At 66.6% G+C, this 25208-nt stretch carries 26 protein-coding genes and 3 tRNA genes; 12 read left to right on the forward strand and 17 right to left on the reverse strand.

The genetic code is table 11. The annotated features are described in order from the left end of the window. Positions 1-49: 49 nt before the first annotated feature. The 4 genes from ACSBPQ_RS05715 to trxA form a co-directional block, all read right to left on the reverse strand. Complete coding sequence (locus tag ACSBPQ_RS05715) at positions 50-538, reverse strand: DUF4442 domain-containing protein (protein ID WP_442684074.1); 489 nt, start codon at positions 536-538, stop codon at positions 50-52. Between the two features lie 66 nt (positions 539-604). After that, the gene (locus ACSBPQ_RS05720) at positions 605-2233 is read right to left on the reverse strand and encodes a CHASE2 domain-containing protein (RefSeq protein WP_442684075.1); all 1629 of its coding nucleotides are present in this window, start codon (positions 2231-2233) and stop codon (positions 605-607) included. Next, positions 2230-3891: a FecR domain-containing protein gene (locus tag ACSBPQ_RS05725; protein WP_442684076.1), complete on the reverse strand. Its 1662-nt coding sequence runs from the start codon at positions 3889-3891 to the stop codon at positions 2230-2232. Before ACSBPQ_RS05725 ends, ACSBPQ_RS05720 begins: the two co-directional genes overlap by 4 nt. A gap of 161 nt (positions 3892-4052) precedes the next feature. Further along, positions 4053-4913: a thioredoxin gene (gene trxA / locus ACSBPQ_RS05730; RefSeq protein ID WP_442684077.1), complete on the reverse strand. Its 861-nt coding sequence runs from the start codon at positions 4911-4913 to the stop codon at positions 4053-4055. A gap of 327 nt (positions 4914-5240) precedes the next feature. On the opposite strand from trxA, the gene ACSBPQ_RS05735 reads away from it, so the two are divergent. The 9 genes from ACSBPQ_RS05735 to ACSBPQ_RS05775 all read left to right on the forward strand — a co-directional run bounded on the left by ACSBPQ_RS05735 (position 5241) and on the right by ACSBPQ_RS05775 (position 12656). Beyond that, entirely contained in the window at positions 5241-5846 is a 606-nt protein-coding gene (locus ACSBPQ_RS05735) for a DUF998 domain-containing protein (protein ID WP_442684078.1), read from the forward strand. Positions 5847-5986: 140 nt separating this feature from the next. Then, positions 5987-8629 (forward strand): leucine--tRNA ligase, encoded by a 2643-nt coding sequence (gene leuS / locus ACSBPQ_RS05740; RefSeq protein ID WP_442684079.1) that lies wholly within the window; start codon positions 5987-5989, stop codon positions 8627-8629. Between the two features lie 310 nt (positions 8630-8939). Further along, positions 8940-9491, forward strand: a complete 552-nt coding sequence (locus ACSBPQ_RS05745) for an LPS-assembly lipoprotein LptE (RefSeq protein WP_442684080.1) — start codon at positions 8940-8942, stop codon at positions 9489-9491. Between the two features lie 43 nt (positions 9492-9534). Then, positions 9535-10578, forward strand: coding sequence for a DNA polymerase III subunit delta (holA, locus tag ACSBPQ_RS05750; RefSeq protein ID WP_442684081.1), 1044 nt, complete (start codon positions 9535-9537; stop codon positions 10576-10578). A 1-nt stretch (position 10579) separates the two neighbouring features. Continuing rightward, positions 10580-11272 carry a nicotinate-nucleotide adenylyltransferase gene (gene nadD, locus ACSBPQ_RS05755; RefSeq protein WP_442684523.1) on the forward strand — a complete coding sequence of 231 codons (693 nt, stop codon included), beginning with the start codon at positions 10580-10582 and terminating at the stop codon, positions 11270-11272. Positions 11273-11330: 58 nt separating this feature from the next. Next, positions 11331-11765 (forward strand): ribosome silencing factor, encoded by a 435-nt coding sequence (rsfS, locus tag ACSBPQ_RS05760; RefSeq protein ID WP_442684082.1) that lies wholly within the window; start codon positions 11331-11333, stop codon positions 11763-11765. An 85-nt stretch (positions 11766-11850) separates the two neighbouring features. Then, the gene (gene rlmH, locus ACSBPQ_RS05765) at positions 11851-12321 is read left to right on the forward strand and encodes a 23S rRNA (pseudouridine(1915)-N(3))-methyltransferase RlmH (RefSeq protein ID WP_442684083.1); all 471 of its coding nucleotides are present in this window, start codon (positions 11851-11853) and stop codon (positions 12319-12321) included. A gap of 24 nt (positions 12322-12345) precedes the next feature. Continuing rightward, positions 12346-12422 (forward strand) — tRNA-Asn (locus ACSBPQ_RS05770). A 75-nt stretch (positions 12423-12497) separates the two neighbouring features. Next, on the forward strand, positions 12498-12656 hold the full coding sequence (locus ACSBPQ_RS05775; protein ID WP_442684084.1) for a hypothetical protein: 159 nt from the start codon (positions 12498-12500) through the stop codon (positions 12654-12656). Positions 12657-12872: 216 nt separating this feature from the next. Here ACSBPQ_RS05775 and ACSBPQ_RS05780 read toward each other — a convergent pair whose 3' ends face one another. Beyond that, positions 12873-13424 (reverse strand): hypothetical protein, encoded by a 552-nt coding sequence (locus ACSBPQ_RS05780; protein WP_442684085.1) that lies wholly within the window; start codon positions 13422-13424, stop codon positions 12873-12875. 75 nt (positions 13425-13499) lie between these two features. On the opposite strand from ACSBPQ_RS05780, the gene ACSBPQ_RS05785 reads away from it, so the two are divergent. Further along, entirely contained in the window at positions 13500-13739 is a 240-nt protein-coding gene (locus tag ACSBPQ_RS05785) for a helix-turn-helix transcriptional regulator (RefSeq protein WP_442684086.1), read from the forward strand. A 117-nt stretch (positions 13740-13856) separates the two neighbouring features. Here ACSBPQ_RS05785 and ACSBPQ_RS05790 read toward each other — a convergent pair. The 8 genes from ACSBPQ_RS05790 to ACSBPQ_RS05825 form a co-directional block, all read right to left on the reverse strand. Continuing rightward, positions 13857-13932 (reverse strand) — tRNA-Phe (locus ACSBPQ_RS05790). Between the two features lie 231 nt (positions 13933-14163). After that, positions 14164-14239 (reverse strand) — tRNA-Ala (locus ACSBPQ_RS05795). Positions 14240-14397: 158 nt separating this feature from the next. Further along, positions 14398-14994 (reverse strand): SCO family protein, encoded by a 597-nt coding sequence (locus ACSBPQ_RS05800; RefSeq protein WP_442684087.1) that lies wholly within the window; start codon positions 14992-14994, stop codon positions 14398-14400. Then, positions 14991-15758: a formylglycine-generating enzyme family protein gene (locus tag ACSBPQ_RS05805; RefSeq protein WP_442684088.1), complete on the reverse strand. Its 768-nt coding sequence runs from the start codon at positions 15756-15758 to the stop codon at positions 14991-14993. The genes ACSBPQ_RS05800 and ACSBPQ_RS05805 overlap by 4 nt, the downstream gene beginning before the upstream one ends. A gap of 15 nt (positions 15759-15773) precedes the next feature. Continuing rightward, the gene (gene nirK, locus ACSBPQ_RS05810) at positions 15774-16847 is read right to left on the reverse strand and encodes a copper-containing nitrite reductase (protein ID WP_442684089.1); all 1074 of its coding nucleotides are present in this window, start codon (positions 16845-16847) and stop codon (positions 15774-15776) included. Positions 16848-17018: 171 nt separating this feature from the next. Continuing rightward, on the reverse strand, positions 17019-18266 hold the full coding sequence (locus ACSBPQ_RS05815; RefSeq protein WP_442684090.1) for a hypothetical protein: 1248 nt from the start codon (positions 18264-18266) through the stop codon (positions 17019-17021). Continuing rightward, complete coding sequence (locus tag ACSBPQ_RS05820; protein ID WP_442684091.1) at positions 18263-18535, reverse strand: DUF2249 domain-containing protein; 273 nt, start codon at positions 18533-18535, stop codon at positions 18263-18265. Before ACSBPQ_RS05820 ends, ACSBPQ_RS05815 begins: the two co-directional genes overlap by 4 nt. A gap of 71 nt (positions 18536-18606) precedes the next feature. Beyond that, positions 18607-19836, reverse strand: a complete 1230-nt coding sequence (locus ACSBPQ_RS05825) for an NnrS family protein (RefSeq protein WP_442684092.1) — start codon at positions 19834-19836, stop codon at positions 18607-18609. Positions 19837-20184: 348 nt separating this feature from the next. Between ACSBPQ_RS05825 and ACSBPQ_RS05830 the strand changes: the two genes are divergently transcribed. Beyond that, entirely contained in the window at positions 20185-21036 is an 852-nt protein-coding gene (locus ACSBPQ_RS05830; RefSeq protein ID WP_442684093.1) for a pirin family protein, read from the forward strand. 46 nt (positions 21037-21082) lie between these two features. Here the strand turns inward: ACSBPQ_RS05830 and ACSBPQ_RS05835 are convergent, their stop codons facing one another. The 4 genes from ACSBPQ_RS05835 to nfi form a co-directional block, all read right to left on the reverse strand. Continuing rightward, the gene (locus tag ACSBPQ_RS05835) at positions 21083-21547 is read right to left on the reverse strand and encodes a hypothetical protein (RefSeq protein ID WP_442684094.1); all 465 of its coding nucleotides are present in this window, start codon (positions 21545-21547) and stop codon (positions 21083-21085) included. Between the two features lie 236 nt (positions 21548-21783). Beyond that, entirely contained in the window at positions 21784-22503 is a 720-nt protein-coding gene (aqpZ, locus tag ACSBPQ_RS05840; protein ID WP_442684095.1) for an aquaporin Z, read from the reverse strand. Positions 22504-22607: 104 nt separating this feature from the next. Continuing rightward, positions 22608-23468: a pirin family protein gene (locus tag ACSBPQ_RS05845; protein ID WP_442684096.1), complete on the reverse strand. Its 861-nt coding sequence runs from the start codon at positions 23466-23468 to the stop codon at positions 22608-22610. Between the two features lie 105 nt (positions 23469-23573). After that, a complete protein-coding gene (gene nfi / locus ACSBPQ_RS05850) occupies positions 23574-24275 on the reverse strand; it encodes a deoxyribonuclease V (protein WP_442684097.1) in 702 nt (233 codons plus the stop codon). A 109-nt stretch (positions 24276-24384) separates the two neighbouring features. Here nfi and gpmA point away from each other — a divergent pair, with 109 nt between their 5' ends. Beyond that, a complete protein-coding gene (gpmA, locus tag ACSBPQ_RS05855; protein ID WP_442684098.1) occupies positions 24385-25134 on the forward strand; it encodes a 2,3-diphosphoglycerate-dependent phosphoglycerate mutase in 750 nt (249 codons plus the stop codon). Positions 25135-25208 lie beyond the last annotated feature (74 nt).

Here is a 25208-nt window from a genome sequence, read left to right on the forward strand (position 1 = left end):
GGGGCGGAGGCGCACGCGGCGGGCGCGGCAGAGGTGCCCCGCGGCGGCTTCAACGCGAGGACGCCGGCGCGGCGCTGTTCCGCTTTTCGCGAGCTTCGGGTTTGAGGCGCACGTAGACCTGTTTGCGCACCCGCGCGACCACTTCGCCCTGTGCGTCGAGGATGTCGTTCTCGAACCAGCGCAGGTGCTTGTGCCCCGACGCGGTGGCGACTTTGATCTCATCCAGCAAGGCGTCGTCGACGCGGAACTCGGTGGCGACCACGCCGCGGCCGGGTTTGACGAACTCGATCTCGCCAGCCTTGTCCCACACGTAATAGTCGCGGCCCAGATTCTGCAGCAGGCACAGCATCCAGAACGGATCGGTCATGGCGAACAGGCTGCCGCCGAAATGGGTGCGCACGTAATTCATGTTCCACGGCCGCTGGCGCAGCTCGACCCGCACGTGGCGGTAGCCGGCATCGATGGTGGTGACATGGATGCCGGCAAACAGGAACGGCGGCCACATATTGATACCGTGGCGGAAGAGGCTGGCTTTCATCATGGAACGGTGGCAGGCAGGGCCCTGGAGTCTAGCATTCGCATGCGTATGGGGCCGGCGCCGCGATCACGGTGTGGCGGCATGGTAGCCGCCGCGACCGGCTTCCTTGGCTGTGTACAAGGCTGCGTCAGCAGCCTGGTACAGCGACGAGGCGGTGTCGTGGGTATCGGGCACCACGCTGTAGATGCCGACCGTGACGCTGGTATGGGCGGTTCTGCCCTTGCCGATCGGCAGCGACATGTGCCGCACCGTGGTGATCAGTTGCTGCACCAGCGCGAGCGCGCCTTCCTGCGGGGTGTCGGGGAGGATCAGGGCGAACTCGTCGCCACCGAAACGGGCGGCGACGTCGCGTGGACGCCGGGCGATGTCGCCGATGGCCTGGGCAACCTGGCGCAGCATCTGGTCGCCCAGGTGGTGGCCGTGGGTGTCGTTGTAAGCCTTGAAGTGGTCCACGTCGATCAGCATCAGCGTCAGCGGCTTGCCACTGCGGCGCGCGGCATCGGTCTCCAGGCGCAGGATGCCCTCGAAGCGCATGCGGTTGGCCAGACCGGTGAGTGGGTCGTGGTTGGCCTGGCGGCGCCAGTAGCGTGCCTGCCACAGCCCCCAGCCCAGCAGCAGGACCAGTCCGGCGCTGAGCGCGCAGACCGGCGCGTACCAGATGTGGAAGCCGCGCAGCAGCACGAGGCTGGACAGCAGCGGCAACGGCAGCAGCAGGCAGGTGATCAGCCAGCGCCGTGAGGTGGGCGCGGTGACGGCCAGGGTCGTGAGCAGCACCAATGCCACGCTAGCCAGCATCTGCTGCAGTGGTGACAGCGGCACGATCGCCCGGTCGGTGAGCAGCATGGAGGCAACGTTGGCCTGGTACTCGCTGCCGCTCATCCATGCCTCGCGCGAGGTCGGGGTGAGCAGGCGCAGCGCCATGCCGCTGGCGGTCATGCCGACGATGACCAGGCGGTCATGCAGCAGGCTGGCGGGGACGCGTCCTTCGAGCACGTCGATGTAGGACACCTGCGGGAAGCTGCCCGGCGGGCCGGCGTAGTGCACGCGGACGTAGTTGTCGCGCCGCCATTGGTACGGGCTGGCCTCCCCGTTCGCCGGACCACGCAGGCCCGGCAACGGCGGTGGGCTCCCGGCCAGCGCGACGCCGAGCGCCGGCCAGTGCGGGGAGTCCATGCCGGCCTTGAGGTAGATGCCGCGGGCCACGCCGTCGCCGTCGATCTCGATGTCGGTATGCGCCAGCGCCGCGGCAACGCTGGCGATCTGCGGCACCGGCAGCAGTTCCTCCGGCACCGCCTCGTCGCTGCCGGCCGAGGCCAGCACCGGCAGGATCACGTTGCCGCTGCGAGCGATCGCCGCGGCCAGCTGCGCATCCTGGCGGCTGTCCTTGCGGTCGGGTTCGGGGAACATCAGGTCCAGTGCAATGCGCCGGACGCCTGCGTCCTGCAGGCGGTCGATCAGCTGTGCATGGGTGCTGCGCGGCCACGGCCATTGGCCGAGCTGCTGCAGGCTGCGGTCATCGATGGCGACGATGGCCAGGCGCGGGTCGGCGGGGTAGTCCCATTGGCCGACGAGGTTGTCGTAGATGCTTTCGTCCGGCTGCCAGAACAGGCGGAAGTGGCAGGAAAGGCCGGTCAGCGCGCCGAGTGTGACGGCGAGCAGCAGGCGTTGGTGCCACGGCAGCCGCAATGGCCTCATAAAGCCAGCAGCAACAGCAGGGCCCCTGCGCCGGCGCCATAGCAGAGCGGGCAGGGCAGCTTGACTTGCTGCGGGGCCGAGAACGGACCGGCATAGCCGTCCCCGGCGATGGTCTGCACGCGGACGTACAGGGTGCCGCCGCGCAGCGGTCGCTTGAGCGAGGCCTCGGGTGCATCCACCTCGGCATCGAGCAGCAGGCGTTCGAAGTCGGCGTTGCGGCTCACCTGCACGCGGTAGCGGCTGGCTTCGGCGGCGGCCTGCCAGCGCAGGGTGAGCTGGCGACCTTCCGGCGCCGGCTGCAGTTGCGGATCGACCGGCGCGTCACTGAGCGACAGCGGCAGCGCCTGGCCGAAGCGGCCACGCGTGCCCTGGGCATCGACGGAGGCGACGCGCCAGAAATAGTCACCGGCGGGCAGGGAATCGGCGGTGCGCAGATGGGTGCTCCGGGTCGTCTGTTCCACCAATGGTTGCAGGAACAGGGGCTCGCTGGCGACCTGGACCACGCTGCCATCGGCCTGCGCCACCTGCGCCCACTCGAACCGCGGGCGCAGCTGGTGCAGTGTCTGCCCGTGCTGCGGCGACAGTGTCAGTGGCGGCTCGGGGCCATCGGGGAGCAGGAAGTCGCGGTTGCCGTCCAGGCCCTCGACGCCATCGGCATCGACGGCCCGGACCAGCAGGCGCAATGCGCCCGCCGGCAGGGCGTCGATCACCACCCGGGTGTTGGCCAGGTCACGGGCGAACAGCAGCACGTCAGGGGCATCGGCGCGCACCACTTCCACGCGATAGCCCGCCGCGCCAGCCACCGGCTGCCAGCCGGCGAGCAGCGGCAGCGCCTTGATGTGGGTACGTGCTTCGTCGAAGGCCGGGGCCGGCAGCAGCGCCTGGCTCGGGCTGGGGGCGAGTTCCGCGCTGCGGCTCAGTGTGGCGTGGCCAGGGTCGACCATCTGCCGGCCACCGCGGTTGTCCACCTGCACGCGGCCTTCGACCACCTCGGTGCTGGCCACGGACTGCCCGCCACCGGCACTGACCCGGAACACCGTGCCGCGCACGCTGCTGGTCGCGGTGGGGGCGGTGATGATGTAGCGCGAGGCCGGCCCGCGCGCCGGGGTCACGCGGTTGCTGCTGCGGCCACGCTGCAGGCGCAGGCGGGTATCCACCATGCCGGTGGCCCCGTAGGTGCTGAGCTGGTCCAGCAGCAGCTGCGAGTTCTCGCGCAGCAACAGGTGCGAATCGTCGGCAAAGGCCAGCGTCACGCTCGCATCGGCACCGGTGCTGATCTGGCTGCCGATCGGCAGTTGCATGCCCGTGCTCACCGTGCGATGGGTGCTGGACGGGCCACTGACCTGGACTTCACCCCGCACCGCCAGCACGCGTGCCGGCGCCGGCTCCACGCGCAGCCAGGCAATCGGGAACTTGAGGACACGGCCCGGTGGCAGCTGGTACGGGTCACCGACCGTATTGTGTGCCTGCAACTGGTGCCAGCTGATGCTGGGCTTGAGGTAGCGCCCGCCCAGGTCCCACAGCGTATCGCCGGGGCGCACGCGGTAGGTCCAGTCCTGTGCCGCTGCGGCCAGACAGGGCAGGAACAGGGTCATGGCCAGGGCAAGCCGGGGCAGCATGAAGCGGAGGCACGACAGACGCTGTTGAACACGTGTCACGGACGCTGGAATCCTGGGCAAAGGGGAAGCGGTGCCCGGTAATGATGCCGTGATCCCCTTGTCCCCCTGTTATCGCGGTGAATGCCGCGAGGCGATCAGGACTTGATCGCCATCACATTGTCCACCAGTTTCCATTTCACGATCCTGAACCTTGGCTGACTTCAGAACAGCAGCGAGGACATCCTGCGGCGATAACGGCCCACCAGATCCTCGTCCTCGATCACGCGGAAGGCGTCGATCAGGGCCTTTCGCGGCAGGCCTTCACGGAAGCCGCGGTCGATGCGCAGCATTTCGATGAACTGCTCCAGCGCGGCTTCATCCTCGCCACCGAGCAGGTGGTGGATACCGAGTTGGTAGCGGGCTTCCAGGTCGCTGCCATCGTTGTGCACGCGGGCGGCCAGTGCGTCGGCTGCCGGCGCCCCCTGCAGGGCATTGCCGAAGTCCAGGCGGGCACGGGCGCGCACCGCACGGTCATCGGTTGAGAGGTTGGCGGGCAGGGCGTCGAGCAGTTGCCCGGCCTCACCCGAATCGCCGGTTTTGAGCAGCGCCAGCGCCAGGTCCAGCTTCAGCTCGTCCTTTTCCGGCTCGGCGGCAACCGCGTCGCGCAGCGCGGCGACCTGGGCCTGCGGATCCAGTGGCGCGGGCTCGGCACTCCCGGCGTCGGCCGGCGCCTCCAGCGGTGTTACGCCGTGCTGGGTCAGGAATTCGCGCAGCTGGCCCTCGGGCATCGCGCCGGGGAAACCGTCGACGATCTCTCCGTTCTTGATCAGGAACACCGTCGGGACCGAGCGGATCTGGAACGCGGCGGCGACCTGCTGTTCCTTGTCCACGTCGACCTTGGCCAGTTCGAAGGCGCCGTTGTACTCGCCGGCCAGCTTTTCCAGCATCGGTCCCAGCGTCTTGCACGGACCGCACCAGGTGGCCCAGAAATCCACCAGCACGGGGGTCTGCAGGGATTTCTGCAGGACCTCGGCTTCGAAGGTTTCAGTGGTGGCGTCGAATACGTGGGGAAGCTCGCTCATGACGGTTGCTTGCTGGCAGGACGGGAATTCCCTTTATGGCGACGGCGGGCCTGCTTCTCAACCTGCAGGGCGAAACGGGCGCCCACTGGCGGCAATCCGCCGCAGGCTCGCGCATGCCCGGCTGGGCAAGTGGCGAGAGCTGGTGCACTGTACTGGCGCGCTCGCCGTCGTGCGGTACGGCTGTCGGCGATGACACCCGGGCTGTTGTAATCGCACGGGAAGGGCGTCACCGCCGGTTGTGGTGGATGGCCGGACGACATGCACGTTCGTGGAAGCGGCCAGTGGACGTAGGCGGGATTTCTCGATGGGGCTGGAACAGGTATCTGGATGGAAGCAATGATGCGATGGGCGGCGACGGTCGCGGCGACGCTGCACGTAGTGGGGGTGCTCGGTTTTGGCGTGGCGCTGGAGGGATACGCGATGCTGCAGCACCCGGTGGCGCTGCTCGGTGCCATTGGCGTGCCGCGCGCGCAGGGCTTCAATCTGCTGGCGTTGCTGCTGCCGGGGGCGGTGTCGGTCGCGTTGGCGGTGCAACTGCTGCGCACCCTGCCGGAGGCGGCGTCGCGCTGGTCGCGGGTGGCCGCACAGATGCTGCTGCTGGCCGGCCTGGCCTTCGTGGCGATGGGACTGCTGCCGCTGGATACCGCTGACATCGATGGACCGGCCAGCCGCCTGCATGCCGGGGTGTGGATGTTGTGGATTGTCGCTTTCGTACCCGGCACGCTGCTGCTGGGCGCGGGGTGTTGGCGGCTGCCGGGCTGGAAGGTGGTGGCATGGGCCTGCCTCGGGGCAGGGCTGGGGGTACTGCTGGGCGCACTGGTGCTGCCGGGTCTGCTGCCTGCGGCGCTGGCGCAGCGGCTGGCTTTCCTTTCCTGGGCGGTGTGGCTGGCGCTGCTGCCGTGGTGGCTGCCGCGCGGCAGGGGCCGCCGCTGAATCGGCAGCTGCGCGCGGGTGCAGCCGGGATTTGCGGCTTCTGAACCGGAGGGAGCCGCACCACCGGAAAGCGGGCGGCTGGAGTGGTCTGTTGCACTGCGGTACTCTTTACGGCTTTGCCGTCGCCAGCAGCCGTTGCCATGTCCAGCGTCGAACCCGTCATCTACGATCCCCAGCAGGTTGAAACCGCCGCCCAGAAGTTCTGGGAGGCCACCCGGGCATTCGAGGTCGATGAGACCTCCAGCAAGCCCAAGTACTACTGCCTGTCGATGCTGCCGTATCCCTCCGGTGCGTTGCACATGGGGCATGTGCGCAACTACACCATTGGCGATGTGATCAGCCGCTACAAGCGCATGACCGGCCACAACGTGCTGCAGCCGATGGGGTGGGACGCCTTCGGCCTGCCGGCCGAGAACGCCGCCATCAAGAACCAGACCGCGCCGGCGAAATGGACCTACGCCAACATCGACCACATGCGCAGCCAGCTCAAGTCGCTGGGCTATGCGATCGACTGGTCGCGCGAGTTCGCTACCTGCACGCCGGACTACTACGTCCACGAGCAGCGCATGTTCACCCGGCTGATGCGCAAGGGCTTGGCCTATCGCCGCAATTCGGTGGTGAACTGGGACCCGGTCGACAACACCGTGCTGGCCAACGAGCAGGTCATCGACGGCCGTGGCTGGCGCTCCGGTGCGCTGGTGGAAAAGCGCGAGATCCCGCAGTGGTTCCTGCGCATCACCGATTACGCGCAGGAACTGCTGGACGGCCTGGATGAACTGCCGGGCTGGCCGGATTCGGTCAAGACCATGCAGCGCAACTGGATCGGCCGCTCCGAAGGCCTGGAAATCCAGTTCGACGTGCGCGACGTGGATGGCACCGCGCTGGATCCTCTGCGCGTGTTCACCACCCGTCCAGACACGGTGATGGGCGTGAGCTTCGTTTCCATCGCCGGCGAGCATCCGCTGGCCATGCACGCGGCCAGGAAAAACCCGCAGCTGGCCGCCATGCTGGCCGAGCTGAAGCAGGGCAGTGTTTCCGAGGTCGACCTGGAAACCCAGGAAAAGCGCGGCATGGATACCGGTCTGAAGGCCATCCATCCGGTCAGTGGCGAGCAGGTGCCGATCTGGGTCGCCAACTTTGTGCTCATGGGTTACGGCACCGGTGCGGTGATGGCCGTGCCCGGCCATGACCAGCGCGATTTCGAGTTCGCCGGCAAGTACAACCTGCCGAAGCTGCAGGTCATCGCGCTGAAGTCGCCGAAGAACGATGACGAGCGCAATTACGATCCGACCCGCTGGCAGGACTGGTACGGCGACAAGAGCCGCGAAACCGAACTGGTCAATTCGGCCGAGTTCGACGGGCTGGATTTCCAGGGCGCGTTCGAGGCACTGGCCGAGCGTTTCGAGCGCAAGGGCCAGGGCCAGCGCCGGGTCAACTACCGTCTGCGCGACTGGGGCGTCAGCCGCCAGCGCTACTGGGGCTGCCCGATTCCGGTGATCTACTGCGACAGCTGCGGCGCGGTGCCGGTGCCGGAAGACCAGTTGCCGGTGGTGCTGCCGGAAGATGTGACCCTGCTGGGCACCGGTTCGCCGATCAAGGCCGATCCGGAATGGCGCAAGACCACCTGCCCGGAATGTGGCGGCGCCGCCGAGCGCGAAACCGACACCTTCGACACCTTCATGGAGTCCAGCTGGTACTACGCCCGCTACACCTCGCCGGGTGCGCGCGACATGGTCGACAAGCGCGGCAACCACTGGCTGCCGGTGGACCAGTACATCGGCGGCATCGAGCACGCCATCCTGCACCTGATGTACTTCCGTTTCTTCCACAAGCTGCTGCGTGATGCGCGGATGGTGGACAGCAACGAGCCGGCCACCAATCTGCTGACCCAGGGCATGGTGATCGCCGAGACCTTCTATCGCGAGCTGCCCAACGGCGGCAAGGACTGGTTCAATCCCGCCGACGTGGATGTGGTACGCGACGAGCGTGGCCGCATCACCGGTGCCACCCTGCGTGCCGATGGCCAGCCGGTGGTGATCGGCGGCACCGAGAAGATGTCCAAGTCCAAGAACAACGGCGTCGACCCGCAGACCATGGTGGGCAAGTACGGTGCCGACACCGTGCGCCTGTTCTCGATGTTCGCCGCGCCGCCGGAACAGTCGCTGGAGTGGAACGAGGCCGGTGTCGACGGCATGGCACGCTTCCTGCGCCGGCTGTGGGCGATGGTGCACAAGCATGCCGAAGGCGGCAGTGCGCCGGCGCTGGATGTCGCCGCGCTCGATGCCGGGCAGAAGGCCATGCGCCGCAAGACCCACGAGACCATCGGCAAGGTCGGCGACGACTATGACCGCCGCCATGCGTTCAACACCGCCATCGCCGCGGTGATGGAACTGCTCAACAGCCTGGCGAAGTTCGACGACGCCAGCGCGCAGGGCCGCGCGGTGCGCCAGGAAGCGTTGCAGGCGGTGGTGCTGCTGCTCAACCCGATCACCCCGCATGCCTGCCATGTGATGTGGCAGGTGCTGGGCAATGCCGAAGCGCTGCTGGAAGACCGGCCGTTCCCGCAGGTGGACAGCACCGCGCTGGTCAAGGATTCGCTGATCCTGGCGGTGCAGGTCAACGGCAAGCTGCGCGGCACCATCGAAGTGGCTGCCGATGCCAGCCGCGAGCAGGTCGAGGCCCGCGCCAAGGAAGAGCCGAACACCGCCAAGTTCCTGGACGGCAAGGAGATCCGCAAGGTCATCATCGTCCCCGGCAAGATCGTCAACATCGTGGCGGGTTGATCCGCCTGTGGTGGATCCCCCCCCAAGTTTCGCTTGTGGAACTTGGGGGGCCGCGCCTTGAGCTTTCATCCGCGCTACGCGCGGATCGCCCCCGGTTTTGGGGCTGGGGTACGCAACAGGTTTTTATGCGAGTGCTATGCGGACGGTGCATATGGGCGTCTGATCCGGCTGCGCGTTGCCACCGCACGCACGGTGCGCGTTTCGGAACAGCTGAACCGGCGATGTGGTTTCATCCCCGCTCACACCCGATGGGCGATGATGCGGGCCGTTTTCTGTTGCCGCTCCCAGCCGGCTCCGCCAGACTGTGTCCATGACCCGATACCTGATCCCCCTGTTCCTTGCCGTGAGCCTGTCGGCCTGCGGCTTCCACCTGCGCAATACGCTCACTCTGCCGGAAGACACCCCGGCGGTGAAGGTCGATTCAGCGGTGCGCTACAGCGAGCTGGTGAAACTCCTGAATCGCGGCCTGCGGGCTTCCGGTGCGAGCATTGTCGAGGACGATGTGCCTGCTGCGGCAGGCAAGGAATCTTTCGCACGGCTGCAGATCCGTTCCGAGCGCTGGGGAGACCTGCCGATCGCGATCGATGGAAGCGGGCGTGCGCAGGAATACAGCCTGCGCTATGCGGTGATCTTCAGTTTCACCCATCCCGATGGCAGCGTGCTGGTGCCCGAGCAGGTGATCGAAATTTCCCGCGATTACGTTTCACAGCCGACCGATGTCACCGGTACCGCCACCGAGCGCGAGATCCTCGCCGACGAGTTGCGCCGTGAGATGTCGGCCTCGATCCTGCGCCGGATCGACAGCGTGATCCGTGCCCGGACGCAGGAAAAGCCGGCCGATGACGGCAATGGCGCTGGCTGAGGCCGTGTCTGCACCCGTTGGATTCCGGCAGGAGCGCGGCTAGATGGAACTGCGTCCTGAGCAGCTTGCCAGCCAGCTGGCATCGCAGCCGTTGGCGCCGGTCTACCTGATCGCCGGACCGGAACTGCTGCGGGTACTCGAGGCCGCCGATGCGGTGCGCGCACGGGCACGTGCCGAGGGTATTGGCGAGCGGGAAGTGTTCGATGCCGATGGCCGCGATTTCGACTGGGCGCAGTTGGCCTCCAGTTTCAACGCGCCAAGTCTGTTCAGCAGTCGCCGGCTGGTCGAACTGCGCTTGCCTACCGGCAAGCCGGGCAAAGAGGGCGCGCAGGTCATCAGTGATTTCTGCGCGCAGCCGCCCACCGATGTGGTGCTGCTGATCACCGCCGGCGAGTGGAGCAAGGCCCACCAGGGCAAATGGGCCGATGCGGTGGCGCGTGCAGGCGTGCTGTCGGTGGCCTGGGCAATCAAGCCCCACGAGCTGGCCGACTGGATCGAGCGGCGCCTGCGCGGCAAGGGTCTGCGTGCGGAACCGGCAGCGGTGCAGCGGCTGGTCGAGCGGGTGGAGGGCAACCTGCTGGCCGCCGCGCAGGAGGTCGACAAGCTGGCACTGCTTGCCGATGGCCAGGTGCTGGACGTGGCAACAATGGAAGCGCTGGTGGCCGATGCTGCCCGCTATGACGTTTTCCGGCTGAGCGAGGCGGCATTCTCCGGCCAGCCGCAGGCGGTGCTGCGCATGCTCGCCGGTCTGCGCGCCGAAGGAGAGGCCGTGGCGGCACTGATGCCGATCCTGATCCGCGAGCTGCTGCTGACAGCGGGACTGGCGCGGGTCAATGCCGCCGGTGGCAATCTGGCCGCCGAGATGAAAAGCAAAGGTATCTGGGAATCACGGCAGGCGCCGTTCAAGCGCGCACTGCAGCGGCATCCGGATCCGCGGCGCTGGGAGCGCTTCGTTGCCGAAGCCTCGCAGGTCGACCGCATGGCCAAGGGGCGGGCGGAGGGTGATCCTTGGCGCGCGCTGGAGCGGCTGTTGATCGCACTGGCCGAGGCGGGAGCGATACGCCTGCTGGTGCGTGGCGCACGCTGAGGTGGACGTGCGCGAAACCGGAGCATCGCTGCAGTTGTTCTATGGCGGCACTTTCGATCCGGTCCATCACGGCCACTTGGCGATCGCCCGCAGCGCCCGCGATGAACTGGCGGTGCCTGTCCGGCTGGTGCTGGCGGCCGACCCGCCGCATCGCGCACCCCCGGGGGCCGATGCCGGCCAGCGTGCGGCCATGCTGCAACTGGCTATCGCCGGTGAGCCGGGCCTGCAGGTGGATCTGCGCGAGCTGCGTCGTGCACAGTGGCAGCCGGGAAGGCCGTCGTGGACGATCGACACGCTGCGGCAGATCCGTGCGGAGATCGGCATGCAGGTGCCGGTGGCGCTGCTGATGGGCGCCGACAGCCTGCTGGGCCTGCCGGGCTGGCATGAGTGGGAGCACCTGCTCGATCTGGCGCACATCGTGGTGGCCGAGCGCCCGGGCAGCGCGCTTGATGGTGGCCAGTTGCCGCCGCTGCTGGCCGCGCATCTGCATGGTGCATGGGCATCCTCGGCAGCGGAGCTGGATGCGGCAGCGGCTGGCAGGGTGTTGCGCCTGCGGCAGCCGTTGCACGCCGGTTCGGCAACGGCGGTACGGCAGATGATCGCCAGCGGTGGCCCCTGGCAGTCGCAGGTGCCGGAGCCGGTGGCGGCCTTCATCATTGAAAACGGCCTGTACGGATGCCATGTATCGCCGTGAATGCCGGCAGCAGCCGGGTTCACTATAATCACCGTCCTATTTATCGAGTTATGCCGCTTTGACCACCGAAGCCCAAGTCATCAAGACCCACCTGCCCAGCCCGCCGCCTTCCGTTCCGGCATTGCTCGCCTGCGTGCATTCGGCGCTGGAAGAAATGAAGGCCAAGGACGCGGTCGAGATCGATGTCCGTGGTCGTTCCAGCGTCGCCGACTACCTGGTCGTCGTCTCCGGCACCTCCACCCGCCACGTGAAATCCATTGGCGATGAAGTCGTGCGCTTTGCCAAGGAACTGGGCGTCATGCCGCTGGGTGTGGAAGGCGAGCGCGAGGCCGAGTGGGTGCTGGTGGATCTGGGCGACGTGATCGTCCACGTCATGCTGCCGCGCGTGCGCGAGTTCTATGCGCTGGAGCGCCTGTGGATGGCGGGCGACCAGTCGCCGGCCGCTGCCACGCAGGACGAGGAAAGCGACAACGAAAGCCACGCCGGAAACTGATCCGGCGGCAGGTATCGACGCGACGGCGCCGCAGGGCGCCGTTCGTGTTTGCAGGAAACGACTTTGATACGGGAGGCCATGGCCGATGAAAGCCAGATTGATCGCGACCGGTGAGCGCGCGCCGTCCTGGGTGGCGCAAGGCTTTGCCGAGTACCAGAAGCGGCTCTCGCACTGGCTGCCACTGGAGCTGGTCGAGATCGAGCCGGGACTGCGTGGCAAGGGGCGTGATCCGAAGCGTGCGATCGAAGAGGAAGGGCGGCGCGTGTTGGCGGCGCTGCCAAGGAATCCGCATGTGGTGGCGCTGGACGTGCCGGGCCGGCAGTTGAGCTCGGAACAGCTCTCGCAGCGGCTGGAGCACTGGCGTACGCAGGGCCGCGACCTGGCCTTCCTGATCGGTGGGCCGGAAGGACACGCCGCCGAGGTTTCAGCGGTAGCCGATGAAAAGTGGTCGCTGGGCCCGCTGACTTTGCCGCATATGCTGGTACGGCTGGTGGTGGCCGAACAGCTGTATCGCGCAGCAGCGATGATCGCCAATCACCCCTACCATCGTGCGTGAATACCCTATAGAATACGCATCCCCGCCCGAATAGCTCAGCCGGTTAGAGCACTTGACTGTTAATCAGGGGGTCGTTGGTTCGAGTCCAACTTCGGGCGCCAGGATTTACAAGCACTCAGGCCACGCATTGTCGTGGCCTGAGTATTTTGTGGCTCGAGAAAACACGCAAGCCGCATGTGAGCATCGCCCTTGTTGCTTTGATCCTTGCCAATGGATGCAGGCGCGAGGGCGAGCAGAAAGAATGTGGTACGCACCGCAAGGCATCCGTGTTTCCAGAAGTGACCGGACAAGTGGTTGCCAGTGGGATCGCCAACGGCGGGCTGCATAGCAGCTGACTCCACACTCAATGTCCGCCATTGGCCGGTGGGTTGCTGCAGAGCAGGGAAGGGCGCCTTTATGAGCCCTTCGTATGGCCCCGGTCTTTCTCTTTGCAGACTCCATCGGAAAGTGGACAGGTGAACCTGCAATGGCGGGTGGGCGCCATCACCCCGGCCCAGGAAGAAAGACACGGTTCTGCATTGGCAAGGTCAACCCACACTGAGGCTTTTCAATCACCTCGGTTGGGCGGGTTCCTCGATCACCATGCTGCCCAGCACTTTGTCGGCCTTGGCTTCCAGTTGGGGATCGCGGTTGGCATCGACATAGCGGTGGAAGTAGCGCAGCTCGTAGCCGACATCGGCGTACTGCAGCGAGCCGCAGGACAAGGTGTACTGCTCGGTCCACTGCTGCTGTCCATCGGCGGCGGGTTCTTTCAGCTGCAGCCGCAGGTGGATCCGGACGCAGCGCCTGTCAGCCGGATATTCGCCTATCTGCAGGCTGTCGATACTGACCAGCGGGCTGTTTGAAAAGTCCCCTTCGATCCTGCGCCTGACGTTCTCGATATAGCCGGAGATCGGCGTGGCCGGGCCATCCGGCCGGGTCATATAGGCCTCGATCGTCTTGGTGTTGGTGGTCGAGCCGGCATTCCAGTCGACCCTGACGTTTCCGCTGCCCCATTTCTCCGCTTTCCAGTCTTTGCCGGCCGGTGGAATGAATGCCAGGCCATAGGTCCGCTCCGGTTCGGTATAGCGGATGCGGATCGGCTCGGAGCCTGGGGCTGCCAATGTCGATGCTGGCTGTCAATGATGGAACGTGGTGCAACGGGTATCACGCGATGACCTGCCAGGAAGGAACAGAGCATGATCGACCAGAGCACCGCCGCCCCTATCAACCTCGACATCATGCCGCGCCTGCTGCGGCAGTCGGAGGTCAAGCGCGCCACGGGTCTGAGCCATAGCGCTATCTACGCAATGATGGAGGCCGCCAAGTTCCTGCGACAGTGCGAGGTATCGCTCGCCATCGCGGTATGGACTGAGGTGATCGCGTGGGTGCAAGTCGTGCTGGCGATACCCGCTGATGCGAAGCCCATAGCTGCCTGATGCATATGGAAATGGCAACGATGGCCTGAGTTCCGCACGAACGGCAATGGAGCGGCAACGAGCTTTTCGTTGAGACAAAAGAAAAGAGCCTGCATCGCTGCAGGCTCTTGAATCTTGTGGTGGCCGAGGACGGAATCGAACCGCCGACACGGGGATTTTCAATCCCCTGCTCTACCAACTGAGCTACTCGGCCACTTTGTTTTCGGCGACGTTCCCGTCGGCGAGGACGCGTATATTACGTAGGCATTCCGGTTTAGGCAAGTGAATTCCATGAAATTTCTCATGCAAAGTGGAATTCACGCGCAGGCCTTGGCAAACCGGTGCATCTGAAGCGCTGCCTGTCGCTGCTGGGAGAATCCGTCGAAGGCGGATGTCTCCAGAAGAGAAGAGCCGCATCTTCCGATGCGGCTCTTCTGCAGGCATATGGTGGAGCGGAGGAGGATCGAACTCCCGACCTTCGCATTGCGAACGCGACGCTCTCCCAGCTGAGCTACCGCCCCATACGACGATGAAATTCTAGCGCGCGTTTGCCGGCTGCGCCAAGGGGAAATTTAGCGAGCCGGCAATCATGAAGCTTGTTGCTTCCTGCGCCGGACGCCCGTGTGGGCCGGTGCCCGTCCCTGGGCGGCAGTGTGTTGGCGCCGGAAGCGGGGGCTACTCATGGCTCGGAAAGTACGGCCTGGATGCTGGCAACCAGTTTTGGATCGGGTGCGATGCCTTCGACTTCGCTGCGGGCGCGGACGCGGCCCTCGGCATCGAGCAGCACCAGCACGCTGGTGTGGTTGATGCTGCCATCCTCACGGAAGCGGTAGCGGACTTCCAGCAGGTTGGCGATGGCGCGCACCTCGTCTTCGGCCGGGCGCAGGAAAAGCCATTCGTCGGGGACACGATGGCGTTGTGCGACCTCCGCCAGTGCCGCAGGCGTGTCGCGCACCGGATCCAGGGTGAGCATGGTCACCTGCAGCTGCTTGTGCTGCTCGGCCGGCAGCTGTTTCTGCACGGCCTTGGCGTTCTCCAGGATCAGTGGGCACATCAGGTGGCAGTTGCCGTAGAACATCGACACCAGTTGTGGACGGCCGCGCAGCGAGGCCCATTCCACGGTCTGACCATGTTGATCGGTGAGGGCTATCGGCAGGTGGTACAGCGATTGGCCGGGCAGGGCGGCGGGGTCTGCAGCCGGAGCATCACTGGCGTGGGTCGCCGGTGCGATGCCCAAGGCCAAGCCCAGGAGGAGAAGTGCGGCAGGTTTGTTCATGGCTGGCTCCTTGCGCAGCGGAAACCGAGGTTGCCCAGAGTGGCCCCGGGCTGAAGGGCGGAAAGCAGTACGAAACGCTTGACCACGGCGTAGTCGCCGGGATCGTTGAAGGCCATGGCGCTGGCGCCGCAATAGCGCAGGGCATCGCCGTCCTCCTGGCCGCGGCTGTCGCTGCCGGCCATCATCGAGGCGAAATCCTCGCTCCATTCCCAATGGGCGCCGTGCATGCCATACAGGCCATAGGCGTTGGCCGGTGCATCGGTGGCGGCATCGACGGCATGCGGGGTGCCGTCACTGACCTGGCGCATGCGCCAGGCGCGATCACTGCGTGCATCGTGGCGGGTGGCATCGGCGGCGGCCGCATATTCCCATTCGATGAAGCGCGGCAGGCGCGCCTGCTGGGAGCGGCAGTAGGCGTCGGCCGCGTACCAGTTCACATGGGTCACCGGTGCCTGCGGATCGAGCCGGTCACCGGGTGTGTCGGCCTGGGCCCAATGACCCAGATAGCCGGGGCTGGAGAACACCGCCGGTACCCGGTCGCGCCGCCACTGCGGATGGGTTGCGAGAAAGGCGGCGAACTGGGCGTTGCTGACCGGGCGTGCCATCAGTGAGAAGTCCGCCACTTCCTGCGTGGCGGACGTTTCCTCGAAGCGCACGGAAGAACGGAACTGCCCGCCGGAAATGTCGCGGTAATCCGCATCGGCCTCCACGGCACCGGCCGCAGCCGGTGCCAGGAACAGCATCAGGAAAAGCTTCCGTTGCATGCGTGCGTGCCTCGCTTACTTGTACTGGCTGCCCTGCGGCTCGCCTTCCGGATAGTCGATGTCGTGCTGCTGGCCGGTGTAGATCTCCGGATTCTCCTCACCCTCGACCTTGAGGATGCCCAGCGAGCCCTTGTGGAACGTGCGGAAGATGCTGTGGTCCACCAGCACGAAGTTGCCCGGTACGTCGGCCTTGAACTCGACCATCGTCGCACCGCCCGCCGGGATCAGCGTCGTCTGCACGTTCTCCTGGTACTTCGTGCCACCTTCGGTATAGACCTTGTCGAAGATCTCGCCGATGACGTGGAAGCTCGACACCAGGTTGGGGCCACCGTTGCCGACGAACATGCGGATCGTTTCACCGGCCTTGGCCGTGAGCGCGTTGTCACCCTGCAGGGCATCGACCGAACCGTTGAACACCACATACGTGGGATGCTCGTCGATGGCCTTTTCCAGGCTGAAAGGCTGCAGCCCCGGCTCGCCGTGCGCACCTTCGGTGTAGAAGTCGCCCTGTACCACGTAGAACTCCTTGTCCACCGGCGGCAGGCCATCCTTCGGCTCGACCAGGATCAGGCCATACATGCCGTTGGCGATGTGCTGGCCCACCGGCGCCATGGCGCAGTGGTAGATGTACAGGCCCGGATTGAGCGTCTTGAAGGTGAACTGCGTTTCCTTGCCCGGCAGCGTGAACGTGGCTTCGGCGCCACCGCCCGTGCCCGTGACCGCATGCAGGTCGATGTTGTGGGAGAAGTGCGAGCTGTGGTGGTTCTTCAGCTTGAACTCGACCGTGTCACCCTCGCGCACGCGGATGAAGCTGCCCGGCACCGTGCCGCCGAAGGTCCAGAAGTTGTAGCTCACGCCATCGGCCATGCGCATGTCCTTCTCGACCATTTCCAGATCGACGACCACGTGGGCCGGCGTCTTGCGCGTGATCGGCGGCGGTGCGAACGGCGGTGCCGTCAGTACGGCCTGGATCGTTTCCAGCGGCGCTTCGGCAGCCGGCTTCTTGGCGGCGAATGCGTTCCCGGCGAAAGCGGCGGCGATGGCGCCAGCCAGGGCACAGGCGATGAGGGGGTGTTGCGAGCGCTTCATGAGACCTTCCCGTGAATGGCCGTTGGGCCGATGGGTCCATTTTTTGGAAAGGGCGCCCATGCAGCGTTGATCAGGATCAATTCAGGGCCGCGAAACGGCGGTGAATGCCGCCTGCCTGATTAAAGTCAAACCGGTGTCTGCTGCAGGGCAGCAGACGTGCTCGGCATCTGCTTAGCGCGAGGCTGCAGCGGGCAGCCAGTGCATCGCCGAGTGCCAGCAACGACCCAGCGCAAACAGGGTGTAAAGCCAGGCCAGCAGCACCAGCAGGCCCGCAGGCCGTGCCAGCACGGGCAGTACGCAGGCGCCAGCCAACGCCAGCGCGGCGATGGTGTGCAGCCACCATGCGCGGCGCTTGGACTGTTCCTCGAAGAGACTGCCGACGCCAGGTACGCGGGTGCCGCGTGGTGCGCGCCGGCGCAGTTCGATCCAGGCCAGGAAGCCGGTGATCTCCATCAGCATTCCCAGCACCAGCGCCGGAAAGCCCACAGCCAGCACCAGCACGCCGGCCAGCAGTGCCTGCCCGTGCCACAGCAGTACCGGCAGCGTGCTACCCAGTGCCAGCGCGCCCAGTGCCCAGAAGCGGCGCAGCACCGGCCCGCGGCGGTGGGGCGCATGCCGTTGCAGGATGATCATCGTGGTGGCGAACAGCAGCAGCGGCAGCGCGGCCAGTACCCACGGCAGCCATGCCGGCGATGCAGGCCCCACGATTTCCAGCAGGGCCATGGCCAGCAGTATGCCGGTGAGCAGGCCCAGCCAGGTCCACTGCCCGCGGCTGGACAGGGTGCGGGTGCCCTGCAGCATCGGCACCACCACGGTGCCGACGGCCGCCAGCAGCCCGAGTACCCAGCCGAGCAGGCCGAAGCTGGCATGCAGGCCGGTCAGCGGCCGTGCGAATGGCGCGATCCAGCCCAGCCGTGCCGCCAGCAGGGCCGTACCCAGCCCGATGGTGATCAGCAGGGCGGTGGCTGCCAGTCCGATACCGGCGCGTACGCTGCGGCTGCCGGCGCCACGCACCACCGCCACCAGCACCAGGGCTGCGAACAACGCCAGCGTGAGCAGCAGCAACGGCGCGGCAAACAGTCCGCAGACCGCCGCACCCCAAGCGATGGCTGGCAACAGCAGGGCCACACCGAGGTTGAAGGTGACATGCAGCAACGGCACAGCGGTGGCCAGCGGCAACGGGCTGCCAGCCGCAACCGGCAGGAACTGCACCAGGCTGCCGAGCATCGCGTTGCCGAGCACGCCCAGCGCGAAGACGTGCGCCAGCGCGATGGTGGCCGGTGCATGCACCGAATGCAGCAGCGGGGCGCCTTCCAGCAGCAGCCACACCCCGGCCAATGCCCCCCAGACCAGCGCGCTGACCAGGAGACGCAGCGGATGCCACGGCGGCGGCGCCTGTGCGAAGGCCAGGCCGCTCATGGAGGGAGCGGGGCCCCAAGCAGGTGTCGATCCGTGTCGTGGCAGATCACCAGACGCGCACCATCGCCGGCCGCCTGCGCATCGTAGGCAAAGCCGCTCTGCGCCAGCAGCGGCAGCAGTGGTACCGGGTAGAAAGGAGTCAATGCCAGCAGTCGCTCACCGGGCTGCAACCTGTCGAGGCGGGCGAGAATCCGCTCCATCGGCTGCGGCGGTGGCAGATCGCGCAGGTCCAGCAGGTGCACGGTGGCGTGGGGGATAGCGTCGCTCATGAGCCGTGGCCTGCGCGGAAGGTGACGGGCCGGCCGTGTGCGATGGCGGAACGGGAGCAACCGGGCATCGCTCAGCCCGGTCGCCCATCGGCACGCGGTGCCAGATAGATGCGACCGATCCGCACTACCCACGGTGCCAATGCCAGCAGCCAGCCGATCGCGGCGACGGCCTGCCAGGCCATCGTGTCCGGGGCGATGTCGGCGATGATGCGTACCACCGCGACGATCTGCAGCAGGACGAAGGCGAACCATGCCACCTTCGGCATCATCAGCGGCCGCCCGGAATGGCCCTGTGTCACCCGCGTCACCATCGCCACCAGCAGGCTGCCGAAAAAGCCGATGAACAAGGCATGCATCGGCGCGCGCCCGAGGATGAATTCGCCGCTGGCCAGGTAGACCGTGCTCTGCAGCAGATACAGCGCGAAGGTGACGGGTAGCCAGAGGGTGCCGATGAACAGCACCGCCAGCAGTCCGGGCATCCGCCCCCGCGGCCACCAGCGCCAGACCGCCCAGCCGGTCAATGCCAGCAGCGGCACGTCGGCCAGCCACAGCCATGCGTAGCCATGCACCAGCTCCAGCCCCAGGTGCAGCAGCAGCAGCCCCCATACCGCGCCCAGCCACGGCAAGGGCCGCCACGGCCGATAGCCCGGCACGGTGTTGCCGGCGAAAAACGGGAACATGCGGTGTGCGACGGTCACGTACACCGGCAGCAGCAGGCCGAAGCCCCCCAGCTTGATGCTGGCAAAGGCCCAGCCGGGTGCGGCGCCGAGCACAAAGGCGATGAACAGCACCAGGCCCAGCCAGCCCAGCACCAGCCCGGCGTAGCAGGAGCGTGCATGCCAAGTCTTGCCCTTCTCATCGGCCAGCAGCCGGCCCAGTGTGAACAGTGCCGAGGTCCAGCCGGCCAGCGCCATCCACAGGCCCACGGTCAGTCCGGCCTGCCAGCCGGCCGCGCCCAGCAGGATCGCCAGTTGCCCTCCCATCAAGCCCACGCCCACCGGCAGGTAGTGCCAGCGCAGCAGGTCGGGCAGGCCCATCCAGCGGGGAAACACGGTCAGCAGGAAGCCGAAGATGAAGCTGGGCAGCACCAGGTACTGCATCAGGAAGGCATGCAGCCAGCCGGCGGGAACCGCCAGCTCCGGCATCGTCCATGCTCCCCAGCGGGTGGCGGCCAGCCACAGCGCCCACCACAGCATCGCCAGCAGCACGTTGCCGGCGCCGACGAAGAACATCAGCCGGTGCGGGGCATGGGCCAACCAGGCGGGAGAAAGACGGGGTGAGGGCGTGGCTTCGGTTGTCATGCGGGCAGTCTGCGTCGGTGCCCACACCCCCGCCTTGACGTGGGTCAAGGGCGCGGCAGTTTGGTGGGCGGGTGGCGATGGTGATCACACAACGACCTGTACATGAACCGTGGGCGGGGAGATTGCGGTCATCTGTGCCGGGCCGCTTCCCGGAAGCGCCGGTGGCCTGCTTCCCGTTTATGGACCAACCCGCTGGCGGGGAGCAGGCCCGGGCCCGCAGGGTGACCGGTGGGGCGGCTGCATCCGCTGCCGTCCATATCGATGGCTGGAACAAACGGTTGCGGGGAGCGCTGTTGGCATGGGCGCCGGCAGCCGCCATTGTCTGGACATCTTTCCAGGAGCCTGAACATGAGCACTGCAACCCCGGCCCATGTGGTCCGCATCATCGGCGGCATGCCCGCTTCCGATGGCGCCGGTGTGCGCCTGACCTGGGTGATCGGCACGCCGTCGTTGCCGGAGCTGGATCCGTTCCTGATGCTGGACGAGTTCGGCACCGACAGGCCGGAAGACTATCTGGCCGGCTTCCCCGACCATCCGCATCGCGGCTTTGAAACGGTCACCTACATGCTCGATGGCCGCATGCGGCACAAGGACAACCACGGCAACGAGGGCCTGCTGACCCCGGGCAGTGTGCAGTGGATGACCGCCGGGCGCGGGCTGGTGCATTCGGAGATGCCCGAACAGGAGTCCGGGCGCATGCGCGGCTTCCAGCTGTGGGTGAACCTGCCGGCGCGCGAGAAGATGACCGATCCGCGCTACCAGGAGTTCGCGCCCGAGCGCATTCCGCAGGTCGAACCCGCCGAGGGCGTGAGTGTCAAAGTCATCGCCGGCAGCGTCGGTGACATCAGCGGCCCGATCGTGCAGCCGGCGACCGATCCGCTGTATCTGGATATCACCTTGGCCGCTGGCAGCCATTGGCGGTACACGCTGCCGGCCGGGCACAACGCGTTCGCCTATGTGTTCGAAGGCGGCGTGGCAGTGGGCGAGGGCGAGAGTGCGCGCGCGGTGGCGCAGAGTGAGCTGGCCGTACTCGGCGGTGGTCGCCAGCTGCGGTTGCAGGCCGGAGCGCAGGAGGCCCGCTTGATCCTGGTCGCCGGCCGGCCGTTGCGCGAGCCGGTCGCCCGTCATGGGCCGTTCGTGATGAATACCCGTGAGGAACTGATGCAGGCCTTCATCGACTACCAGGAAGGCCGCTTCTGAATGGCATCCGCCCCGTGCGCCGTCGTGCAGGGGCGGATGCGGTGGATCAGTTGCTGCTGCCGGCCAGTGCCGACGGGTTGAGGTTCAACCCCTGCGTCAACGATTGCAGGCTGGCCAGCTCGCTGGTGTCGGCCGCCTCGATCCAGATCTGCGCATAGCGCTTCTTGTCCAGCTTGACCACGGTGATGCGCCGTGACTCCAGCCCGGGCAGGTCGCGGCCGCCCATGTCCAGCTTGTACCAGTGCATCGACTCCCCGCCGAACGCGCCTTTCTCCGCACGCAACGCGCGGCTGAGCGTCATGTCCGGATCGCGTGCGGTCAACATCATGTTCAGTACGGTGCGGCCGTCTTCGGTGGAGGCCTTGCAGACGATGAAATCGCTTTGCTGCTGTTCTTCCCAGTGCAGGCCGCTGTTGGCTGGCAGCAACGGGCATTGGGCGGCCTGCTGGGCCGAGGCGCTGGCACAGGCGGCAAACAACAGGGCGGCACAAATGGTGCGGACAGTCTTCACTTCGCTTTCCCCATAAAACATCGCCCGGTGCCGGCGCGATGGAAGTTGTGTGGATCGTTTGAAGGCGGTTGCGCGGCTGGTGGGTCTGTTCCCTCGTGCCCGTTTCGCGCATCCCCATGCGCGCCAGTCGTGGCCCTGACGTTATTACACAAACACCATCACTTGCAAAACCGGTCCCGGGTCACAAAAAAAGCGGCCCCGGAGGGCCGCTTTTCCAGAACGGAGCAGGCGACGGTTTACTTGCCGCTGCCGATCCACTTGTAGGCGATACCGCCGATCATCGCGCCCAGGATCGGCGCCACCCAGAACAGCCACAGCTGGCTGATCTGGCCGGAGCCGGCGAACAGCGCCACCGCGGTGGAGCGGGCCGGGTTGACCGAGGTGTTGGTGACCGGGATGGAGATCAGGTGGATCAGGGTCAGCGCAAGACCAATCGCGATCGGTGCGAAGCCGGCCGGCGCCTTGCCGTGGGTGGAGCCCATGATCACCACCACGAAGAACGCGGTCAGCACCACTTCGCACAGAAACGCGGCCGCGACGCTGTAGCCGCCCGGCGACAGCGCGCCATAACCGTTGCTGGCGAACGCGCCGGCCTGGCTGCCATCGATGACGAAATCGGCATTGCCCTGGGCGATCTGCAACAGGATGAACGCGGCGACCACACCGCCCAGCACCTGCGCGACGATATACGGCAGCAGGTCCTTGCCGGCAAAGCGGCCGCCAGCCCACAGGCCGAAGCTCACCGCCGGGTTGAAGTGCGCCCCGGAGATGTGGCCGAAGGCGTAGGCGCCGGTCAGCACGGTCAGGCCGAAGGCCAGCGCCACGCCGTGGAAACCGATGCCCAGCGGATTGCCGTCGCCACCGAAATGGGCCGCCAGCACCGCGCTGCCGCAGCCGCCCAACACCAGCCAGAAGGTGCCGAGAAATTCGGCCGCCAGTCGCTTGCTCATATCCATACGTGTGTTTCCCCTGTTTCCCCAGAGTTCCCCGAAGCGGGTAGCGGAAACATAAGCCAAGGTCGTGACCGGCGGCGTATTTAAATCGTTAAGACCGCGGCCGCTTACGCCGGCAGCGGAATGAACTCCTTGTCATCACCGGGAATCGTGCCGAAGCGGCCGGCCTGCCAGTCGTCCTTGGCCTGCTCGATGCGCTCCTTGGAACTGGAGACGAAGTTCCACCACAAATGGCGCGGCCCATCCAGCGGCTCGCCGCCCATCAGCATCGCCTTGAGCGGGGTCTTGGCACGCAGGCGGCCGCGTGTACCGGCTTCGGGAATGATCAGGTGCATGGCCGGCACATCCACACCGTCCAGTTGCGCGTCGCCTTCCAGGATGTAGAGCGCCCGCTCGACGTGCGAGGTGTCCAGGTCGATCTCGGCACCGGCATCCAGGTCGATGGCGACATTCAGGGTGTCGGCAAACACCTTCACCGGCGATTCCTCGCCATAGGCGCGGCCGGCGATCACCCGCAGCCAGGCACCATCGCGGCGCTGTTGCGGCAGCTGGTCGGCGGAGAAGTGGAAGAACGCAGGGTCGGTTTCCTCGTGCGACTTTGGCAGCGCCACCCAGGTCTGCATGCCGTGCACGGCCTGTTCGTGTTCGCGCGCCGCCAGCGGCGTGCGTTCGGAGTGGGCGATACCGCGCCCGGCGGTCATCCAGTTCACATCGCCGGGGCGGATGATCTGCTCCGAGCCGAGCGTGTCGCGGTGGCCGATCTGCCCGGCCCACAGGAACGTCACCGTGGCCAGGCCGATATGTGGATGCGGACGTACATCGATGCCTTGGCCCGGGGCGAAGATCGCCGGGCCCATGTGGTCGACAAACACGAAGGAGCCCACGCTGCGCGCCTGCAGGGTCGGCACCGCGCGGCGCACCTGGAAACCGCCGAGGTCGTGTACGCGCGGATTGATGATCGTGGTCATGGAGAACTCCCGGTTACGTTGGGCCGCAGGATTGCATGTGCGCGATGCGCTGTCGGCACCGGCAGGGAAACGGATTGTTGCGGCGGGCGGCGGTCACCGTGGATTTCACCGGGACCGATCGCGGCCATCGCGGCGTGAGGCCAGCCGGTCGGCCAGGCGTGTTGGTTCGGGCAACCGGTAGCGGTCAAGGCAGGCCAGCACCAGCGCCAGACTGCGCTGTATCGAGACCCGGTGTCCGGGCGAGACAAACAGCGGATTGCAGCGCGGCTTGCTGCGCAGCACCCAGCCGACCTGTTGGCCCTTGTGCCACAGCGGCTGGTGGTCGCCGCGCAGCGGGCCGGGTTCCTCGTAGTCACCGACCAGCCGGCGCTTGGCCACCCCGATGGTTGGCAAGCCGCTCAGCACGCCCAGATGGGCGGCGATGCCCAGCCCGCGTGGATGGGCGATGCCGTGGCCATCGACCAGCACCAGTGCCGGAACCTCCTTCAGCTGCTGCAGCGCCTGCCAGGCTGCTGGCAGTTCACGGAAACTGAGCAGCCCGGGGATATAGGGCAGGGTGGTGGGCAGCCGTGCCACGCTCGATTCCAGCACTTGCAGGTTGCCGCCATCCAGCAGTACCGCCGCGGCGCGGGTGATGCGGCCCTCATCCTCCAGGCCGCTGTCCACCCCGGCCACCCGCGCCGGCAGCGTGTCGAGCGCATCGTCCAGCGACACCTGCGTGGCCAGCCGGCCCTGCAACGCCCGCAGCCGGCGCAGATCGTCCGTGGAAGGCTGTTCGGGCAACGGTGGCAAGGCGCTGTCGTGCATGCGGCCAGCATGGCACGGCCCGCATCAACGCGATGTCGCGCGCGCAGGGCCTGATTCCGGGAAACGGCTACAATCCGGCCCTTACCCCCACCATCCGGAGACCTCCGCAGTGACCCGTAAACTCGTGCTGTTGCGCCATGGCCAGAGCCAGTGGAACCTCGACAACCGTTTCACCGGCTGGGTCGACGTCGACCTGACCGCACAGGGCCGCGAAGAGGCCGCCAACGCCGGCCGGTTGATGAAGGAGGAGGGCCTGCTGTTCGATGTCGCCCATACCTCGGTGCTCAAGCGCGCCATCCACACGCTGCAGGGCGCGCTGGCTGAAATGGGCCAGGACTGGCTGCCGGTCAACAAGTCCTGGCGCCTGAACGAGCGCCACTACGGCGGCCTGCAGGGCCTGGACAAGGCCGAGACCGCCGCCAAGCACGGCGAGGAGCAGGTCAAGGTGTGGCGCCGTTCCTACGACATCCCGCCGCCGCCGATGGATCTGGCTGATCCGGGCCACCCGATCCACGACCGCCGCTATGCCGGCCTGGACCGCAACGCGCTGCCGGCCACCGAGTCGCTGGCCACCACGCTGGACCGCGTGCTGCCGTACTGGTTCGACGCCATCGCCCCGCAGCTCAAGGACGGCAAGACCGTGCTGGTCACCGCCCACGGCAACTCGCTGCGTGCGCTGTACAAGTACCTCAACAACGTCAGCAAGGAAGAAATCCTCGAGCTCAACATCCCGACCGGCATCCCGCTGCTGTTCGAATTGAACGATGACCTCACCGTCAAATCGTTCCGTTACCTGGGCGATCCGGAAGCGGCGAAGAAGGCCGCCGAGGCCGTGGCCAATCAGGGCAAGGCGAAGTAACTCACTATCGCCCCGTGATATCCGACAACACCCGGTCGATGCCGGGTGTTGTCGTTTATGGGAGTGTTCAGGGC

It is taken from the genome of Stenotrophomonas sp. JC08, assembly GCF_052180205.1.
Lineage (GTDB): Bacteria > Pseudomonadota > Gammaproteobacteria > Xanthomonadales > Xanthomonadaceae > Stenotrophomonas.